15 protein-coding genes and 2 pseudogenes are annotated in these 18455 nt (G+C 40.8%); 3 read left to right on the forward strand and 14 right to left on the reverse strand.

The genetic code is table 11. The features are described 5' to 3' along the window. Nucleotides 1-44: 44 nt before the first annotated feature. A complete protein-coding gene (locus tag BMY78_RS12370) occupies nt 45-1067 on the forward strand; it encodes an MBL fold metallo-hydrolase (RefSeq protein ID WP_090898756.1) in 1023 nt (340 codons plus the stop codon). 151 nt (nt 1068-1218) lie between these two features. On the opposite strand, the pseudogene BMY78_RS12375 reads toward BMY78_RS12370, so the two are convergent. The 3 genes and pseudogenes from BMY78_RS12375 to BMY78_RS12385 all read right to left on the reverse strand — a co-directional run bounded on the left by BMY78_RS12375 (nt 1219) and on the right by BMY78_RS12385 (nt 3751). Further along, nucleotides 1219-2579 (reverse strand): annotated as a pseudogene (locus BMY78_RS12375) (IS3 family transposase). 108 nt (nt 2580-2687) lie between these two features. Beyond that, a complete protein-coding gene (locus BMY78_RS12380) occupies nt 2688-3155 on the reverse strand; it encodes a hypothetical protein (RefSeq protein WP_090898759.1) in 468 nt (155 codons plus the stop codon). 65 nt (nt 3156-3220) lie between these two features. Continuing rightward, nucleotides 3221-3751, reverse strand: a complete 531-nt coding sequence (locus tag BMY78_RS12385) for an S-layer homology domain-containing protein (RefSeq protein WP_090898761.1) — start codon at nt 3749-3751, stop codon at nt 3221-3223. Between the two features lie 553 nt (nt 3752-4304). Between BMY78_RS12385 and BMY78_RS12390 the strand changes: the two genes are divergently transcribed. Next, on the forward strand, nt 4305-5582 hold the full coding sequence (locus BMY78_RS12390) for an MDR family MFS transporter (RefSeq protein WP_090898764.1): 1278 nt from the start codon (nt 4305-4307) through the stop codon (nt 5580-5582). Nucleotides 5583-5767: 185 nt separating this feature from the next. Here BMY78_RS12390 and BMY78_RS12395 read toward each other — a convergent pair whose 3' ends face one another. The 6 genes from BMY78_RS12395 to BMY78_RS12420 form a co-directional block, all read right to left on the reverse strand. Beyond that, on the reverse strand, nt 5768-7099 hold the full coding sequence (locus BMY78_RS12395) for a preATP grasp domain-containing protein (protein ID WP_090898768.1): 1332 nt from the start codon (nt 7097-7099) through the stop codon (nt 5768-5770). Then, complete coding sequence (locus tag BMY78_RS12400; RefSeq protein ID WP_090898772.1) at nt 7096-8238, reverse strand: glycine amidinotransferase; 1143 nt, start codon at nt 8236-8238, stop codon at nt 7096-7098. The genes BMY78_RS12395 and BMY78_RS12400 overlap by 4 nt, the downstream gene beginning before the upstream one ends. A 274-nt stretch (nt 8239-8512) precedes the next feature. Continuing rightward, nucleotides 8513-9679 (reverse strand): cytochrome P450, encoded by a 1167-nt coding sequence (locus BMY78_RS12405; RefSeq protein ID WP_090898776.1) that lies wholly within the window; start codon nt 9677-9679, stop codon nt 8513-8515. Nucleotides 9680-10438: 759 nt separating this feature from the next. Next, nucleotides 10439-10903, reverse strand: coding sequence for a hypothetical protein (locus BMY78_RS32820; protein WP_177185719.1), 465 nt, complete (start codon nt 10901-10903; stop codon nt 10439-10441). A 110-nt stretch (nt 10904-11013) separates the two neighbouring features. Further along, nucleotides 11014-11202, reverse strand: a complete 189-nt coding sequence (locus BMY78_RS12415; protein WP_090898779.1) for a hypothetical protein — start codon at nt 11200-11202, stop codon at nt 11014-11016. Nucleotides 11203-11614: 412 nt separating this feature from the next. After that, on the reverse strand, nt 11615-12070 hold the full coding sequence (locus BMY78_RS12420; RefSeq protein WP_256222076.1) for a DinB/UmuC family translesion DNA polymerase: 456 nt from the start codon (nt 12068-12070) through the stop codon (nt 11615-11617). Nucleotides 12071-12146: 76 nt separating this feature from the next. Here BMY78_RS12420 and arr point away from each other — a divergent pair. Next, nucleotides 12147-12464 (forward strand): annotated as a pseudogene (arr, locus tag BMY78_RS12425) (NAD(+)--rifampin ADP-ribosyltransferase); the annotation flags it as partial. Nucleotides 12465-12530: 66 nt separating this feature from the next. Here arr and BMY78_RS12430 read toward each other — a convergent pair. The 5 genes from BMY78_RS12430 to BMY78_RS12450 form a co-directional block, all read right to left on the reverse strand. Then, entirely contained in the window at nt 12531-13493 is a 963-nt protein-coding gene (locus tag BMY78_RS12430) for an amidohydrolase family protein (protein ID WP_090898781.1), read from the reverse strand. A gap of 16 nt (nt 13494-13509) precedes the next feature. Continuing rightward, the gene (locus BMY78_RS12435; RefSeq protein ID WP_177185720.1) at nt 13510-15003 is read right to left on the reverse strand and encodes an ABC transporter substrate-binding protein; all 1494 of its coding nucleotides are present in this window, start codon (nt 15001-15003) and stop codon (nt 13510-13512) included. 56 nt (nt 15004-15059) lie between these two features. Beyond that, nucleotides 15060-15941, reverse strand: coding sequence for a carbohydrate ABC transporter permease (locus tag BMY78_RS12440; protein WP_090898787.1), 882 nt, complete (start codon nt 15939-15941; stop codon nt 15060-15062). Between the two features lie 18 nt (nt 15942-15959). After that, nucleotides 15960-16892 (reverse strand): ABC transporter permease, encoded by a 933-nt coding sequence (locus BMY78_RS12445; RefSeq protein ID WP_256222077.1) that lies wholly within the window; start codon nt 16890-16892, stop codon nt 15960-15962. Between the two features lie 332 nt (nt 16893-17224). Then, nucleotides 17225-18445: an amidohydrolase family protein gene (locus BMY78_RS12450; RefSeq protein WP_090898790.1), complete on the reverse strand. Its 1221-nt coding sequence runs from the start codon at nt 18443-18445 to the stop codon at nt 17225-17227. Between the last annotated feature and the right edge of the window lie 10 nt (nt 18446-18455).

Here is an 18455-nt window from a genome sequence, read left to right on the forward strand (position 1 = left end):
AGTATGACTTACCAAAAAAAACATATACACGAAGGAGAATTTTTATGAAGTATGGACGTATTATTCAAAAACCTCGCGTTAAATTTTTTGAAGTCGCAGATGATGTCTTTGCCGGTATTTCGCCGTATCGCGGGATCAGTTGGGCCAATGCCGGGTTCATCAACAAGGGTGAAGGGCTAGTGTATGACACGTTCTTCGATTTGTTCCATGCGCGGGAAATGCGGGAGACTTTTAAGGAAGTAAGCAACGGTGGCTCTCCCGCATATGTGGTGAACTCGCACTATAATAGCGACCATGCCTGGGGAAACAAAGTGTTTGAAGATGCTTGCATTATTATGCACAAGGAAGCGTCCAGAGAGCGTCTTACTGAAAATATTGCCTGGATGGACAGCGTCATCAGAAGAGGAAAGGATTCTCCGGAATCTACTTCGGGCGAGCGGTTTTTTGCAGCGGAATTTGAAGGATTCGACCTGAAAGGCGTAGAATGGGTGCTCCCAAATATTGAGATAAAGGACGATATCAACATCCGTCTTGGCGATACGGAAGTCATGATTTACAACGTTGCTCCGGCCCACTCTGACAGTGACTTGCTGCTGTGGATGCCAAAAGAAAAAGTGCTGTTCGCCGGCGATGTCGTGTTTAACGGGTGTACGGCATACAGTGAAGAGGGAACCCTCAATTGGGTTAAAGTGCTTGACCGCATTATTGATGAAATTAAACCCGAAATCGTTATTCCAGGACATGGCGCCATCTGCGGCCTGGACTTCGTGAAGGAGCAGAGAGACTACCTCCTGAACCTGATCAGCGAGTTCAACAAGTATTACAATGACGAAATTGATGCCTTGTCCCTGACCAAGCAAATTGATATTTCCCGCTTCCTTCATTGGATTCAGCCAGAACGCTTGTATGTTACAGTGGACATCCTATTGAAAAGCAAACGAGGGTTACCTCCCCTTCCAATTTGGAACGAGGTGCCTGCTAAGCTGGAAGACATGAAAGTTTTTTTGGCCGGAAAATATGGTAATCAAATCAAGCCATGGGACCCTATGAGTGTTTGGCAAGAATGAATAGCAATTTGAAGCTAGCCTACGAAAAACAAAAAATGGAGTTGGACTTATAAGTTACTAGTAGAACTCTTCTAAAACGATATAACCTGCCCGTTAGCTGAATAAAAGCAGCCGATCACTTGAAGTGACCCCTTAAAGTTAGACAAATATTTTATGCAATTTGTTGGGCATGAGCCCGGTATTGTACCGGACTCATGCCTTTTAATTTTGACTTGATGCGTTTGTGATTGTAGTAATCCATGTATCGTGCTAGCTCTTGTTTGAAGTGATCTACACTTTCAAATTCATGAAGATAAAAAAACTCTGACTTCATAATGCCAAAGAAGTTCTCCATTACTGCGTTATCATAACAATTCCCTTTGCGTGACATGCTCTGGGTAATCGCTTGTCCCTTTAAAGCCTGTCGATACTGTTTCATCTGGTAGTGCCAGCCTTGATCCGAATGCAGGAGGAGTTTATCCTCGTTGGACAAGCGTTTAAAGGCTTTATTTAGCATCTCGGAGACTAAGGAATACGTAGGGCGAGACCCTACTGTGTACGTAATAATCTCACCGTTATACAAGTCCAGAACAGGTGATAAATACATCTTTTCTCCAAACAACTTGAACTCTGTAATATCCGTAACCCATTTCTCATTTGGTTTTTTTGCTAGAAAATTACGATCCAGTACGTTGGGTGCAATTTTACCTACAGTTCCTTTATAGGAACGATATTTCTTCATACGCACCACTGATTTCAAGCCTAATTCTTTCATGATACGCAGTACTTTTTTATGGTTAACTCGATGTCCACGATTAACTAGTTCATCACAGATACGACGATATCCATAACGCCCGTGATGTTCCTCATAAATGGATTGAATAAGGAGTTTCAGGTCTGCGTCTAGATCGGGCTTGTCAAACTGCTTCACCCAGTAATAGAAGGTACTACGTGGGACTTCAGCGAACGCTAATAATGCAACCACCGGGAATTCAAGCCTTAATTCATAGACGACTTGCGCTTTGTCTTGTTTGGTGATTTTTCCTTGTTTTGAACTAAGGCATTCAACTTTTTTAAGTAGGCGTTTTCCATACGCAAACGTTCTAATTCAGCTTGTAGAGCTTCAGTCGATCCCTCAGCAGGTTCTTGCTTTTGAAGTCCTTTTTTATTCTTATCCGTCATACAATGACGCCCCTTTATCTTTGGTTTTAGGGCGTCGATCCCATTTTCATTGAACTGACTGCGCCACCTTCGAATAACCCCTGGAGAAGAGATATTGAAAATGACCGCAGCTTCATTTGGAGACGTCCCATTTTCGTTCATATAGTTGAGTACGTCTAGTTAATAGGTTAGAGAGTAAGCTGTATAGGTTTTTTCAAAAGCTTTTAAACCGTGATATTCGTATTGCTTGATCCACATACGCAGGATTTCATGATTAATTCCTAAGGATTTCGCAATGCTTTTAATCCCTTCATTTCCTGATAAATATTGATGAATAGCTTCTATTTTCAAGTCTGAATTAAATTTTGACAAAAAAACTGCACCTCCAATTGTTAGATGGTGTCTAACAATTGGGGTGCAGTTCAACTTTGATCAGCTGCTTTCTTTCATTTTCCGATAATTTAATAACACAAAGATCTATCAATAATTTAAAGCAGTTTTTAAAGATGTTACCATTATATGATAGAGTACCTGGGTTTCATCATCGACAATAAACGTGATCGTATACACAACTTCAATATTTTGGATTGGATCATAGATTGAAATATCCTGATAGGTGCCATCGCTCATCTTCTTATAAAAATACTCTATGATGCCTTGACCGCTCACTCCAGATGACCCATATCGATCTATAATATCTGATAAGGTACTTTCACCCAATACAATTCCTTTTTTTGTAAGTAGTGAAGAAGCTGTATTAGGTGAGTATTGCATGTATGAGTCGGTTTTCCAACCATCTAACTCTCCACTCTGGTTAAAGTGTGCAGTGAATAACGGATATGTATCAGAATCAAAAATATTCTTTCCTTTAGATTCTCCGAATTGTACATCAATTGATTTTTTCGAATCTCCAAATCTAAGTTCTGGAGAATCGCCAAGAATGTACAAATTAAAATCCTCATCAGTAACAGGCTCTGTACTAAAATCAGGAATTACTTCAGAAGATATGTCTATCAGATCAGGAAGAAGACTGAGATCTGTAGAAACTTTTGGTCTTTCATAGATCTTAAGTCTTCCATGAAAAGCAAGCTTGCGTATCCATTAAAGTGCTTCTGCCCTCGTAAGTGTACCTTCCTCATCAAACTGCTTTGGAATATTAGCTTCACTGTTGGTAATCCATGTACGATCAGATAGGCGACAGCATATTGGCCAGTATAATGAACCCCTTGAGTTGCACTGATAATTTCGGCAGCACGTAGTTTGGTAATGGACTGCATTCTCATCGCAAAGTTGTTTTCTCCAGTTGTCGGATGGTTATATCGCTTAGCTACCCTGTAGAGACCTTCTGTCCAACTCTCACTGGGTAGGTATGCACTATTTGCACTTGCATTTGGAATAGCCATACTCATTGCTCTGTATAACATCTTGAGGAATTCAGCCTCTGTTATTACTTGATCAGGCTTAGAGCTGTAATTGGAATATCCATTAATTATATTTTCAGAGATACCCCATTGAAAGAGACGCTTGGCCCAGTGCTCGTTCATGTTTTCTGCCAGGAATTCCCCTCCACATCAAAGTGGCTATATTTTTGTCATTCTGCTCCTGCATCTCGGATTCGGCTACTGCAGTTGTAGATCCCAATAGTAATGCGGCTAAAACCAAGCAAGCGGTCATACGTTTAAGACTGATCATTATCGTACCATCCTTCTAGGATTAAATCGTAACTATAATAATTTATCAGGTGCTTGGCTCGGGATACAAACTTGTACCGAATGTAATAAAAAGCCGCTAATTTAGCGACTTCAAAGGGTTAACATTTTGTCTCAAAACAATTCACAATATAGATGACTTGTCATGCCAGATGATTAGAGCAAGTCAGCTTTGCTTTAGGTGGGATTCATGAATAATTTTTTCGCAGAAAAGAACATTTGTTCTTTTTTTGGGTCATTTGAATATAAAAATGTATTATATTGTTTTTACATTATTATTATAGAAAAAAAATAAAAAAAAGTCTATATTTTTTTCTGGGTTCTGGCTATATTTAATCTACCGATATTTTCCAGACAGTTAAAAAAATTAAAAAAGTGAGGTAATTGAATGAAAATAAAGTCATGGGATTTAAACTTAAAGATACGGCTCAGTGCGGAAACCATATTTAACTTACTTTACTGGATGTATTTTCCCTTTATCACGATTTACTTCAGTCAATCTTTAGGAAATCACATTGCGGGATTATTGATGACAGTCCCTCCTTTAATCTCAATCTTCGGAAACATATTAGGAGGATATCTCGCGGATAAAATGGGTAGACGATTTGTAATGTTATTGGGTGCCTCAATCCAAGCCATAATGTTTGTCGGATTTGCTGTTACAGGTAATGATTGGATAAGTTACATATCTTTTATAGGGATAGGTCTAGGGGGCGCTGTTTATGGCCCGGCGAGTGATGCAATGGTCGCTGATTTAACTCCTCCTCAAGAAAGAAGACAGGTTTTTGCAACGTTTATTACCGCTAAAAATATAGGAGCAGTACTTGGGCCAGCACTTGGGGCATTTTTCTTCTTCAATTATCGAAGTGAATTACTGTGGACATGTGCTATTGTAATGTTATTATATGCACTTGCAATTTATTTAAAAGTATACGAATCCATGCCAAACCACGAACTGAAAAGATTAGAAAAAACTACTTTCAAAGCTGCATTCAAAGAAGAATGGAGCGGTTATGGAACAATTTTTCGTGATAAACCATTCTTATTATATCTCTTTGGTGGAGTACTTGGAGTCATAATTACAATGCAATTAGATTTATATTTAGCGATTTATGTGAATGATTATGTTCCAGCTCAAGATCTGTTTAATTGGAATAACTTTAACTTATCGCTCAATAGTAGTGAAATATTAGGTTGGATGCTGGGTTTGAATGGACTCTTATTTGTATTCTTTGTCCTCCCTGTAACGAAGTGGTTATCGAAGTGGAGTGATAAAAATGTTTTTATACTTTCAGCTGTTCTCGCTGGTGTAGGAACATTTTTATTAGGTTTTACCACAAACATTTGGATTCTATTTTTACTTACAATTGTTTTTACTTTCGGTGAGATTGTTAGAGCACCTGTCATTGATAATTTTATAGCTGACTATGCACCCGAAAATGCAAGAGGGAAATATATGGGAGCATCACGATTGCAGTTCACAATTGGTAGGTTTTTAGCCCCTGTAACTGTATTTATGTCTGAATGGATATCCCCTATTGGGATATTCAGTACAATACTAATTCTTGCTGCTTTGAGTGCTCTCGTATATATAAGACTTTATAAAGTTTATGATAATTCTAAAATTGAAAAGGTTGAGGCAAGTTCTTCGGATCTTACTCAGTAATAGGACAGTTCACTTTAGTCATTATGGTATGACTGCATCACAAATCTAGGTGAGGCAATCATACCATAATTTTATTAGGTTTTTATGAACCTCTGAAAACACAAAGAACCCTAAGAGGGCTACGATGTGTAGTTGACCAATATTTTAAATTAGTATTCCAATAACAATCATTTGCTAGTTAGATCTCAAAGATAGAGTTTTTTTGTGCTAAAATGATTATCCAATAAACTGTAATATTGCTTCTCTTCTTGTTCATTTTCATAAACAATACAAAAACTCACGTATCCACCTACCTCAAGTAGAATCGGTAAGGATATTAAAATTCCTTTACGTTTTGAAGAGTCATAAAGTAGATTATTGTCTTCTAAAAATTGGTGAAAAGTTTCAAAAGCAACAGGTGTCCAATTGAGTGGGGAGTGATATTGAACTACAGTTCTTTCTGGCTCTTCTTTAGCTTTAACTACTTTATTAGCTATTGAATCATAAACATGCAGAGAACCGCCTACGCGAGAGTTTACCTCAGTGAATACTATGTTATCATCTTTTTCTATAACTGCATCAGCAGACAAATAACCACGATATCCAATGGATTGATAGAACTTGGCAAGTGATTCACCATAAGTTGTTAATTTTGTTTCTACTTCCTTTGAGATACCTCTTAAAGGAGCTATTTCTGTAACAAGCCTTTGATTAGTATATCCTAAACGTCCTGAACCCGTAAAATAAACACCTTCATCGTTAGCAAAAAATTCAGCATATATTGTTTTTGCATCTGGAATGAACTCTTCTATAATAACAGGCCTCTTTCCATTTGCAGAAGCCCAGTTCCAACGCGAGTCTAAATAACTTTTAATAGGGTCATTAGCTGTACTCAGTACATGCATATGAACTGCCCCTACATGACCTACTCCCAGACTTTTATCTCTTATAAGCAACTCATTCCCCGCTCCTGCTCCATTGTGTGCCTGTTTAATCATTACCGCATCATTAATTGACAATAGATTTCGTATTGCTAGTTCAGCTTCTTCAATTGAGTGGCAAACCCTTCCATCTGCAATAGGTGCGCCTGCTGCCGTAGCAAATACCCTAAAATAAGCTTTGTTATTAACCAGTTCAACTCCATTTTGTAAGAAAAAGGATGCGCCTTGTAATTTATCTGATAAGCTAAGTTTCTCTACAAAGTGTGCAATAGCAGGTGATGGCCACATTGGTAATACCTGAGTTACATTATTTATTTCTTTTCGAATGCTGTTTATAAATTGTTCCTCATATAAAGCCTGGGGATCAAAATGTTTTTCATTGGATTTGTTATTAGACGTAACGAAAAACTTAAGGCTGTTTGCATCCACCCCAGTTAGAGATGTAACATGCTGTAGGAATTGCATGTCTGGTTTAGAAGGTAGAATGATTAAATCTCCATCTTCAGCAAACCAAATAACTCGTTGCGAAAAGATGCGATCATCGTTGCTCAATTTTAGTATTGAATGTTCAATATGATTTCCGATTATTATTTTCATATTGTGTAGTCCTCCAGCCCACCGTCCCTTACTGTATCAAGAGTAAAACAGTGGAACCCTCCTCCAAAAAGTCTACGGTGACGATGTTTTACCGGGACAACTGTAAATCCTTCTTTTTCAAGTGTCTTTATTAAATCAACACATACCTCATTCACTAGTACAGTTTCTGGATTAACTGATAGAACATTCAAATCTATATAGGGACTTGTTAATAATAAATCGCCATCATCATAAGTAGGAAAGTTGGTTGCGCTTGGTTCTGGAGGTACTATCATTTTCCATTTTTTAAACGGTTCAGGAAGTAAATCTTTTAGATCTTTATGTCTAGCTAGAAAAACTCCTGGTCTAAGTGCTAACAACATACTATCAATATGGTTATCACTCATCCGATAAACTCTGTGAATTCTATAACGGTTCTCGACATGTCTTTCAAGCCAGTCACAGGCTAATTTATGATTTTGGTTTGCAATATTAACGATAATATCTTTACCTAATCTTAAACACTGCGCACCATCGAGCATCATCTCAAATCCCACATCATAAGGAGAACTTTCGGGATCTTCAATAGGTTCAGTAGGCCCACCTAATGTAGTCTCTAAATCACGTGCATAGGAAAGATCAAAAGACATGTCTGTTAAAATTGGTCTAGGCATGGTGGTCCAAGTCGCGCCGGCTTCAAAGTACTTCATAAATATTGGAGCTAACAATCTAGTTTCTAAATACCTAGATCTAATAGCTGGAGGAGTTTCAATGATTTCATCTCCCAAAATTAAAGTGTTATCACGAACGTTTAGAGCTGGTACTGGTGCACTTTCCCACCCAAGTCCTTTGATATTTTGTGGATTAAACGGTAAAATCATAGGTCGATGAACAGTTACATCGAATTTTTTTAGTAAATTCACAAGATCTTCCACGTCTTCATTGAGTTCCTCAACATACTTTTGTTTGATTTGCCAGTTGAGATCATTCACCTCTTTGGACGACTTATTTAAACGGGGATATGCCCAGTCCGATTTAAAAAGGTTTTCATGAAAGAATATATCAAACGATAGATCTCTTTCATGCGATATGTAGTTTTGGGCTGTTCCAACAATTATCTCCTTTAAAGGAGACCAGTCATCAAAGCTATTTAATTTCATCTATTAATCACTCCTGTTTATATTTTTAAAACAAAATATTCAGAGCCAGACTAACATAATTATGTACTGTCTGACTCTGGCTCATTTTTGTTATGTTAAATTAATGCGTGTAAATCATAGTAATCACCTCCATAGAAGTATTACTATTGAGAATTATTAGTGCGTGTAGATCATAGTATTCACCTCCGTTTGAAGTAATACTCAAACACTCTTAATGTGTATAGATCATAGATATCACCTCCTTCAAGTAGAAAGATTGTATGAATCAAAATAATTAAATGTTACTAAATAACACTGGGAGTTCGTCGATGCACCTAACCGTTGCTGTATTCCTTCTTGTAGGAGTACGAACTAACTCAAGACATCTTGATTCAGAAAGCAGAGAATGGATTAATTCGCCTATTGCCAACTTCCCAAATAAAGTGCCTACGCAAGTATGAGGGCCCCAACCAAACCCTAAGTGCTTATTATTTGTTCTATTTAAAATAATCTTATCTGGTTCTGGAAATGCAAGGGGGTCTCGATTCGCTGCAGCCAATAAAGTTAGTACAATATCTCCCTTTTTTATTGCTGTGCCCCTAATTACAGTGTCTCTTGTAGCAAATCGACTCGTCCCCTGTGCTGGGCCATCAAACCTTACTAACTCATCAATTCCAGATGAAAATAATGATTCGTCTTTGAAACTTTGAAGAATTTCAGGATTGTTTATTAAAGCGAGTACCACATTACCAAACGTAGCATATAAAGTACCGAAGCTAGCATTAAACATAGTACCGGTTGTATTTCTAATATAGTAACTTGGCACATTGGCTTTTTCGCTGTTCGCTCTAATATACGGCAGTATACCGGTCGTAGCGTTTGACTCAAACCATAAATCAACTAGCTCGTTTAATTTTTTTCTTGCTTGTTCTCCAGGCTCAAAATTTTCAGGGGACAATCCTGAATCCATTTGGTATGCAATAGCATCAGAAATCTCCATGTATAGTTCCAATTCTGGTTCTTCCACTCCTAGTAATATAGAAGTCAAGCTTAAAGCAAGAGGAGCAGACACCTCTTTCATCCAATCAAATTCCTTATACGTTTCCTGCTTTTGAAAGGTACTATTTATAGAAGTACGTATTTTCGCCCTAATATTCTCAATATCTTGCGACTTGAAAGCCTTCATCATTAGAGCTCTTAAAGGTCCATTTTCCGGAGGGTCTAATGACTGTAAATTTTTTCGAACATCTGAAATTTCCACTCCAACTCTTCTCATATCTAATGCAAACAAATCAGAATCTTGTAAAACCTTCATGCAGTCATCATGCCGAGTCAAGACCCAAGATTTCATTCTCTCATGCCAAAATATTGGCGTGGTTTCCCTTAATTTTTTGTAGATTGGATAAGGATTCTCTAAAGTGTCCGGATGTAAGGGATCATACGTAAGTACAGCACTATCCATATCACACCAGCCTCTCTGGAATTTTTTATAATATATTGAATATAATTCTACTAAATAGTTGAAATTCCTTCTTTTTTGTTACATTTTTTTGCTTTAAAGCAAAATATAAGATTTTATACGGATTCCAGACAAAAAAATCATCATTGTTAAGTGAATTAGCTAAAAATCTTGTCACCACCAAGTATAAGTTGATTTCCTATCTTAAATCAGTCACCTCCTAGCCATTTCAAACTGCCAAAGCCATGTGTAGAAGTATTGTGAAATATGTGAGACTCGTGTATCTTGAGTAACTGTGTAAATAAAGAAGCATTTGTCTTCTAGGCGGTTACCAGACATCACCCTGTATACATACTAGAAAACGTTGGTATATCTTTCTTTCATTTAGGATTTATATAATAACGAGATCGTAGCATGGCATCTTTCCGAGCTTAATGACCTCTATAAATTTCGACACCTTTTCATTATTAAAGTGCTTATTAACCGAGCTTGTTTTATCCATTCCAAATGGGATTACAGTTCCAGTGGAAATACTTCGTAGCGTTGATCTTAATCCAACCATTTGCCTGTTAGTCTTTAAAAGAGACTCACTACTCACTCACACTTAGATATTCACCTAATCGGAAATGGGATTATATTCTTGTGTAATTCGGCAATCAGTACAAGTACTTGTCCTCAACAGCTCGTTTCAGTCGGTATTTCGACTTTATTACTACCTAACCAACCCATTATGGTACTTAATGAAGTATTAAATATACGTCATCAATGTTTAGATATACATCTAATCGAAAATCGGACTATGTTCTTGTCCATTCCGGTAATTGGTACAAGTTCTTGTCCCTTGACAGTTTTTGAACTTTTACTCGTCATGTGAATACCTCCATGATTTTCTCTGCCTCGAACTTTACAATGTATCTCTTTAATTAAATATTGTCTTACGGCTTCCTTAACGCCTTTGGGTTCACCATCCCATTGAACGATTGCCCCCCTTATAGCTGCTTTTCTTTTCAATCCAATAGAAGAACGTCTTAAGGTGTTTAGATATGCTAAAATTGAACTCTCATTTATTCGCTTTATCTGATCGCGATCATACTCGGTCAACGGAATAAAGGGCTCCTTCTTAGAATCGTAAACAATCAGTCTGTATTTACTGGTCACTCCTTCGGGACAAAATATATGAAAATAGGATCCCACTTGCCTCACCGCCACAATCATTTTCTGCCACAAAAAAAAGGACCTCCCACACTCTCTTTTTGTGGATGTCCGTATATGATGTGTAACACTATATAAAAGTACTGTAGCTTCATAGCTTGGTCAACAAAACTTACATATTAATATTACGTAGGATTTTGTACATATGCTCCTACGATATCATAGCTGTTCTGTTCAAATATATGCCCCGTACGCTGGTAAACAACGGTCACTTCGCGATCAGGACCACCATCTAACGAAGGAGCCATGAGTTTCACTTTCGGGAGGTCGCCAACTCGCTGTTGTTTAATAAACTCTTCATTCGTTTTACTCATTTTAATCCCCCCATAGAGATAATTTAATGTGGTGATCTGGGCATATCAGTAATATCAACGTTTATATGTTCAGTTAGCATTAAGGTTACATCTACTTTCACTTTGCTCCACAATAGTGTCATTTTATGAAAGTAAACCTCTTACGGAATAATTTATTGTTAAACTCAGTCACTCATCTTCATGGATCAGAGGTTTCGCTTGATAGTGAACTCAAGTACGATGCTGTATAATTCGTTCTTTATGTTGTGCAAGCATCATGCGGCTCGATTCCCTTAATCCATTGGCCTCCAGTTTTTTGCTCATTTGTAATGCCCCCTAATTTTAGATGCTCTATCTATCGCTTGACCGGCAGCCGTAATGGAGCTCGCTCGTAGAATGGCAATATCGCCAAATCGATCCTTAATGTCGTCCATCACCTGATCAATGGCTCGTTTTTGCTCCTGATCATCAAAAACGATAGTTGAAATGTATCCGCGTTGGATAATTGAGAAAGGGATACGCCTACACGGCGTACAGGTTGCCCGTCCCAGTGTTGATGAAATATGCGTTTGGCTATCTTGCACACATCAACAGTTATGTTTGTAGGATCAGACAGTTTAACCTGCCTGTTAAAACCCGTTGGGTGGTCAAAATCCGCTCCAGACACATTCACGGATACGATACTACCCATCAGCCCCTTTTTGCGGGCTCTTCTGCATACTTCTGTGCAGATATCGAGGATAACCACTTCGATCTCCCAAGCCTCTGTGAAATCCCTAGGCAGGGTCATTCCGTTTCCGATATCCTTTTGAGTACTGTGCGAGTTGACGGTTACCGGCGAATTGTCGAGCCCATTTGCGACTCTCCAGATGACCTCTCCATTAACCACCCCACTTACTTCTTAATTTAGAAAGAGGCGTATTCGCCAGGCTCTAATGGTTCGGATGCCCATCTTCCACATCAGTATGGATGACAAAAAAGTGATCATAGATCAAGGTCCTTTTTTTCATGGTACAAAAGCAGAACTGCAAATTGGTGATTTATTAGAACACCAATTCTTATCAAATTACCAAGAAAAAAATTCTAACTATATATACTTTACTGCAACATTAAATGCTGCCAAATGGGGTGCTGAATTGGCAAGATTCAATGCAAAAGAAAGAATCTACATTGTAGAACCATTAGGAGATTTTGAAAGTGATCCAAACTTAACTGATAAAAAGTTTCCTGGAAACCCAACACGTTCATATAGATCTAAATCGCCACTTAAAATAATAGCTGAATAAAAGCAGCCGATCACTTTGATCCGCTGCTTTCTTTATATTATTGGTTAATCGTTTCCTGTCACTTTAAATTAACTTTTTCTCTATATCAAAAAGCTTAGAAATGCGGGGAAATAGACGAAAGGCATTGCCATAAGCGATCATCTTCGCGTTTTCTTCGCTGATCTGCTGTGCTTCATGGAATACCGACTCCCGCTGTATACGAAGGACGCTGTCCGCTGGCCATGGTATGTCCGCTCCGAACAAAATCCGATCAGGCGCAATCAACTTTTGGATTGTGCCGAGGTTCAACGTGGAATCATAGTAAAGGTGGTCCAGTTTGGCTATTTCGGCTTGAAATTGTTCCGGCGTTGTTTCAACCTGAATCGAATCTTGCCCAATGGCGGCAAGCGCAATTCTCCATTTGATATACGGAACCATGCCCCCTGTATGGGGAAGAATGAATGTAATGGATGGATATTGGTCAAAAATGCGATGAACAGCCATCGTAGTGACGGCCCGCGTCGTATCGAAGGTGCCCTCAAGCAGTGCAGGACTAAGCCCAGCGATTTTTTGCGGTATGAGGATGGGGTGCAGAAACACAACAGCACTGCGCCGATCTAATTCGGTTAACAATTCGGTGTAATCCGGATGGCTTAAATATTTCCCCTGATAACTTGTCAGCATTGCAACTCCATCCATCCCGAGAACATCAAATGCATACAAGGTTTCTTCCATGGCCGCTTCGGGATTCGGTAGTGGAAGTGTTGCAAACGCACCATACCGTTCAGGATGAAGTTGAGCATACGATGCGAGCTCTTCATTCATTTTACGTGCCAACGCATTGGCAGAAGATTGGTCGATGATCGTCAGGTCTGACGGGGCTGAAAGGAATGAAAACGAGATGTCACATACATCCATTTTTTGCATCCCGATCTCGGGCGTCCACTTCGGCATAAAACTTGGAATCTCCATTCCCAGCTCCCGCTGCTTTCGTTGCATTTCTTTAGAGATGATATGGTGGTGAACATCAATGACAGGATTAAACATGTATGATCAGCTCCTTCTATTTATTTTCAAGCCATTGGTTTAACTGGTTTTGCTTTTCCGTCAATATTTTCTCTACGCCTGCATTCTTTAGTTTGTCGATATAAGCACCCAGTTCTGACGGGTCAAAAGTTCCTGTCTGAAAGCCTGCATCATACTGGTTTTGGACGTTGGCCACCGCGGTAATTTGGGTTTTGACCGGATTGATGTCGAAGCTGAAGCCCATCGCCCTTGATTTTACGGCACTCTCGTTTTCACCTTTCAAGTGATCCCACATGTCAGGATCGTTCCCTTCCCATATATAGGACAGGAAATTGTTCCCCACGGCATATTGGTTTGAATCGTATCCTGTTGCAGTAACACCTTCCGGCTTGCCGATCAGGTCATTATCCCGCTTAACATAATGCTTGCCCTCAATACCGTTGGTAAACAGATTAATGACTGCTTCGTCCGAGTAAAACAGTTCCAATACTTGAATCGCCTTATCCGGCTGCTCACTGTTCCTTGCCAAAGACATCATGTTCGAAGCTACGCTATTACGCGTCATATACGAGTCCTCAAGGGGTACGCATACTAGTTCGGTCCTAGCCGCAAGCGATTCCGAGTAACACTCATTGATATTCCGGATATACGAGAAGGCTTTGCCTGCCTTGATCAGATTGGACCCCGTTTCCTGTGACGTTGCCACGTCTTTGCTGAAATAACCTTTTTGGTACCAATTACGCATCAGGTCAGCCATTGTGGAGAACCGCGAAGTCGCAAAAAGATTCTGCACGGTGAAGTCCTCCCCGCCAAAATCCAGTACGCCAGGTGCTGTTCCCAATGGATCAAAATTCAGCATGGCTTGTCCGGGTGTTTCCTGCGAGGTATAGCTGACAATTGGCGTGACACCCGGCTCATTGTCCTTGATACGCTGCAATACAGCAGAGATATCATTCCAGGTTTTTATGGCGCTAAGGTCAATATCATGCTTATCTGCAAGCTCTTTGTCCATCACCAAACTGGGAGAAAGTGCCCAAGCTTTAATGCTGGGAACGCCATATGTTTCGCCATTCATCTTCCCGGCTTCTGCAGCTTCCTCCGGAACAGCCTCCAGTATCTTTTTACCGAATTCATTCAATGATTCTTCCATGGGCAGTAACTGCCCCCTGCCGATTTGGGATTCAAGGCCGAACCAAACGCTGGTATACACCAGATCCAGTTTCTCGCTGCCCGCCAGCATCAAGTTCATTTGATTGGCATAGTTAGATCCATTAACAGGCAAGAGCTTCACAGTGGCGCCTACCTTTTCCGCTGTAATATCACTGATGGCTTCCTGAATTTCCTTAACATCCGTTACATCCCCAAAAGCCGGATACGTCATGACCACTTCGTACATGTCTGTTGCTGAAGCTTTACCAAGTTCTACTCCATCCTTACTGTCTGGATTTCCGCATGCCGCCAACAATAGAGGGGCCGCACAAATTAAGGACATTACCTTTATGAAACCCGCAGGTAATCTTTTTCTGAACATCTTCATTCACTCCCCATGTTTGCTTTTGGATGTGACATCTCGGATACGAAGCATGACTAACCTTTTACGGCACCAATAGTCAATCCCTTGACGAAGAATTTCTGGAAAAACGGATACGCTGCGATCAGCGGCAACACGCCGATTACGGCAATAGCCATTCTCACACTGCCGAGAGGTACGGATGAGACAACAGCCGTCTGGCCAGACAAACTGTTTTGCTGCAAGTACTGGACATCAGACAACATTCGATTAAGAAGGTTTTGAATGCTGTAGAGGCTTCCGTCATTGATGAAGATCAGACCGTTAAACCAATCGTTCCAATACGAAATCATGAGCATCAGACCAATGGTTGCCAGGCTTGGGAGAGCAAGCGGGAGAACGATTTTGCAATAAATAACCCATTCGTTGGCTCCATCCACATAGGCCGACTCCACGACTTCGCCGGGAATGGACGTGGAAAAGAAACTGCGCATCAACAAAATGTAGAACCCGTTGGTCAGTAAATTCGGGATGATTAGCGACCAGATGGTATCTTTCAAATGGAAGAGGTCCGTATAAACCAGATACATCGGCACCAGCCCCCCATTGAAAAGCAGGGTGAAAAATACGAAGAATGACAGGAACGAACGAAATGGAAGCACATTTCTAGATAGCGGATAAGCGACCAGGGTTGTGATCAGCAACCCAACGATCGTGCCCACGCCCGTGATGAATGCCGTAATTCCATACGACCGCAAAATCAACGAATACTGATTAAACAGATACACATAAGCATCGAAGCTGAATTGAGCCGGAAACAAACGATAACCATCCCTGATAATGGCTTGTTCCTCGGTTAGGGAAGCGGATATCAGAAGTATAAACGGAAACACTGCAGCGATTGCCATCATGATGAGCACGAGGTGAACAGCCATTTGATAAATCCTATTTGAATACATGTTGTCCTCCCCCCTTAGCTAAAACAGCGCCAAATCCCGGTTTTTGCGACGAACAATCGCATTGGTCGTCCATACTAACAGAAAACCGACTATGGACTGATAAAGTCCGGCAGCGGATGACATTCCGAAATCCCCGAAAGTCATCAATCCACGATAAACGTATGTGTCAATGACATCTGTAGTCGTTTGCAGTGCACCCGAATTCAGCGGAACCTGATAGAACAATCCGAAATCGGAATTGAAGATGCGTCCCACTGCAAGAAGTACCATAATAACCATCGTAGGTTTAAGCAGAGGAAGGGTAATGCTCCAGACTTGCCTCCACTTGGATGCTCCGTCCAGCGTAGCGGATTCATAATATTCCTGGCTGATGCCTACGATTGAGGCCAGATAAACAATGCATGTATAACCGACGTTTTTCCACAGATATACGACGCTTAATATAAAGGGCCATTTACCGGAATCCGCATACCACGACACGGGGTCAATCCCCAGCAAAGGAAGCACGTAATGGTTAACGAATCCGTTTTCTTCGTTGAGCAATGCCAGAACCAAGTAAGCGACAATGACCATCGAGATCAGATAGGGCAGCAAAATGATGCTTTGGTACAGTCGGGAGGCGAATCGCTTTTTTACCTCGTTCAACAATACGGCCACAGCTATGGAGAGTACTGTTCCAAGCACGATAAATGCACCGTTGTAGAGTAACGTGTTTCGGGTAATCACCCAAGCATCCTGTGTTTGGAACAGATAGGCGAAATTATCGAAGCCTACCCAGTCACTTCCCCAGATTCCTTTTGCAAAATTGATATCTTTGAACGCAATCACAATGCCGAACATGGGCAAGTAATTGTTGATGAACAGATAGACAATGCCTGGCAAAATCATGACCAATAACAGCCCATGCTTTCTGATGTTTTGGATGCGGTTTGCATGGAAACCTCGACGCATGTCTCTCTCCCCCTGTTCGTAACAATGATGTTTGGTTTTTGTAACTCCTCCAATATCCCTCCTATTCTGTTAATGTCAGTTTATGTGACTCGGAATTGTTCTTATAAGAATAATACGATGTAAGGAAGCCTCAGTCATTGGTGTGATTCACTAAAAAAAATGATTTCATTTGGATTATTACACCAAAAGAAAAGGCTGTCTAAATTTAAGTGTCATGTATTATCACATAAATTGCATTAAGCAACGTTTTATACGTCATCTGATCAGCCTTTTCATGCCAAAAAGCAACGCACCTGAAAAAGGATGCGCTGCTTCATGTATATTAAAGATTGTTACGAATGGATGGCTGCCATCTGTCTACTGTTCGGAAACATTCGACCACCAACAAGCACACCTCCCGAAAATACAGCTTCGCGTGAAGGTGCCGCCGCCAACGCATGCATGGCATTTATGGCATTTACCAACGAGAAAGTGCCTCGTTCACCCACTTTTGGAGTTAATGGCGCATTGGATATAAGCTTGTACGTTTCTAACAGCCAGAAGTCTTCCACCCAACCGGATGCTTCAGCGAGACGTGACCCACGGGAGAGCATATCGCCATTTCCGAATGGGCTCCATGAATCCAAAATGTTATCGGAACCGATATGCACGGATACTCCCGTTTCCATCAACAGTTTGATAGGGGGCATAGGCCTGTCAATGGGCACACTCGTCATGATGGCTACGCCGGTCGCACACAACCTTTCTGCGAGTGAGCGCACCTCCGTTTCCCCAACCTGGCCCAAACAATAGGCATGGCTTACCGCGGTACGGCCGGACATACCGGCTTGTTCTGTCAGTTCGGCGAAGCGGCTGATCGTGTATATTCCGAGATGACTCGGGTCATGCAGATGCAAGTCGATGCCCGCAGAGAATTCTGTCGCAAGTTCAAACATGGCTTCCAGACTGGCATCCACCCGGCGGTCCAGTCCGGCCGGATCCACACCACCAACATAGTTAGCTCCAGCACGAAGCGCTTGCCGCATAACGGAAACGGAGTCAGATCGAAGCAGGCCTTGCTGGGGGAACGCCACAATTTCCATATCGATGCGTCCTTGGTATATCTCACGCACTTCCAAGATCTCCTCAAGATGAGAGAGGCCAATTTGCGGATCCACGTCAACGTGTGTGCGGATTGTCGTTGTACCTTGGGCAAGCATTAAATCCAACATTCGTTTCGCACGTTCTCCCGCCCCGGTCGGTAGTTCCGCCAACATGCTTTTCTCAAATTCCAACTGTCCGGGCAGCGTGACAAACGGCTGCAAAGACTTCCACGGCTCACCGATAAAATGCTTGTCCAGATGGGTATGCATATCTGCCATTGGCGGTACATAGTGGAGCCCATCCGCGTCAATGACGCTTGTCGCCCTATCGGCAATATTTACAGATGCGAGACCACCATCAGTTCCGGCATTCTCAATTCTGACAATAATTCCTGTTGCTTGATCAATCGTTAGATCGAACAGGTTTTCCGACCATTTGACATTTTTTACGAGTGTTAACCCTTTCTCCATAACTCCATCC

It is taken from the genome of Paenibacillus sp. OK076 (assembly GCF_900110055.1).
GTDB lineage: Bacteria > Bacillota > Bacilli > Paenibacillales > Paenibacillaceae > Paenibacillus.

Bases quoted from the DNA above. Each gene is read 5' to 3' on its own strand.
- BMY78_RS12450 (WP_090898790.1), bottom strand. From the start codon at position 18,445: ATGGAGAAAGGGTTAACACTCGTAAAAAATGTCAAATGGTCGGAAAAC.
- BMY78_RS12415 (WP_090898779.1), bottom strand. From the start codon at position 11,202: ATGAGTAAAACGAATGAAGAGTTTATTAAACAACAGCGAGTTGGCGAC.
- BMY78_RS12445 (WP_256222077.1), bottom strand. From the start codon at position 16,892: ATGCGTCGAGGTTTCCATGCAAACCGCATCCAAAACATCAGAAAGCAT.
- BMY78_RS12400 (WP_090898772.1), bottom strand. From the start codon at position 8,238: ATGAAATTAAATAGCTTTGATGACTGGTCTCCTTTAAAGGAGATAATT.
- BMY78_RS12395 (WP_090898768.1), bottom strand. From the start codon at position 7,099: ATGAAAATAATAATCGGAAATCATATTGAACATTCAATACTAAAATTG.
- BMY78_RS12370 (WP_090898756.1), top strand. From the start codon at position 45: ATGAAGTATGGACGTATTATTCAAAAACCTCGCGTTAAATTTTTTGAA.
- BMY78_RS12430 (WP_090898781.1), bottom strand. From the start codon at position 13,493: ATGTTTAATCCTGTCATTGATGTTCACCACCATATCATCTCTAAAGAA.
- BMY78_RS12390 (WP_090898764.1), top strand. From the start codon at position 4,305: ATGAAAATAAAGTCATGGGATTTAAACTTAAAGATACGGCTCAGTGCG.
- BMY78_RS12440 (WP_090898787.1), bottom strand. From the start codon at position 15,941: ATGTATTCAAATAGGATTTATCAAATGGCTGTTCACCTCGTGCTCATC.
- BMY78_RS12435 (WP_177185720.1), bottom strand. From the start codon at position 15,003: ATGTTCAGAAAAAGATTACCTGCGGGTTTCATAAAGGTAATGTCCTTA.
- BMY78_RS12385 (WP_090898761.1), bottom strand. From the start codon at position 3,751: ATGAACGAGCACTGGGCCAAGCGTCTCTTTCAATGGGGTATCTCTGAA.
- BMY78_RS12405 (WP_090898776.1), bottom strand. From the start codon at position 9,679: ATGGATAGTGCTGTACTTACGTATGATCCCTTACATCCGGACACTTTA.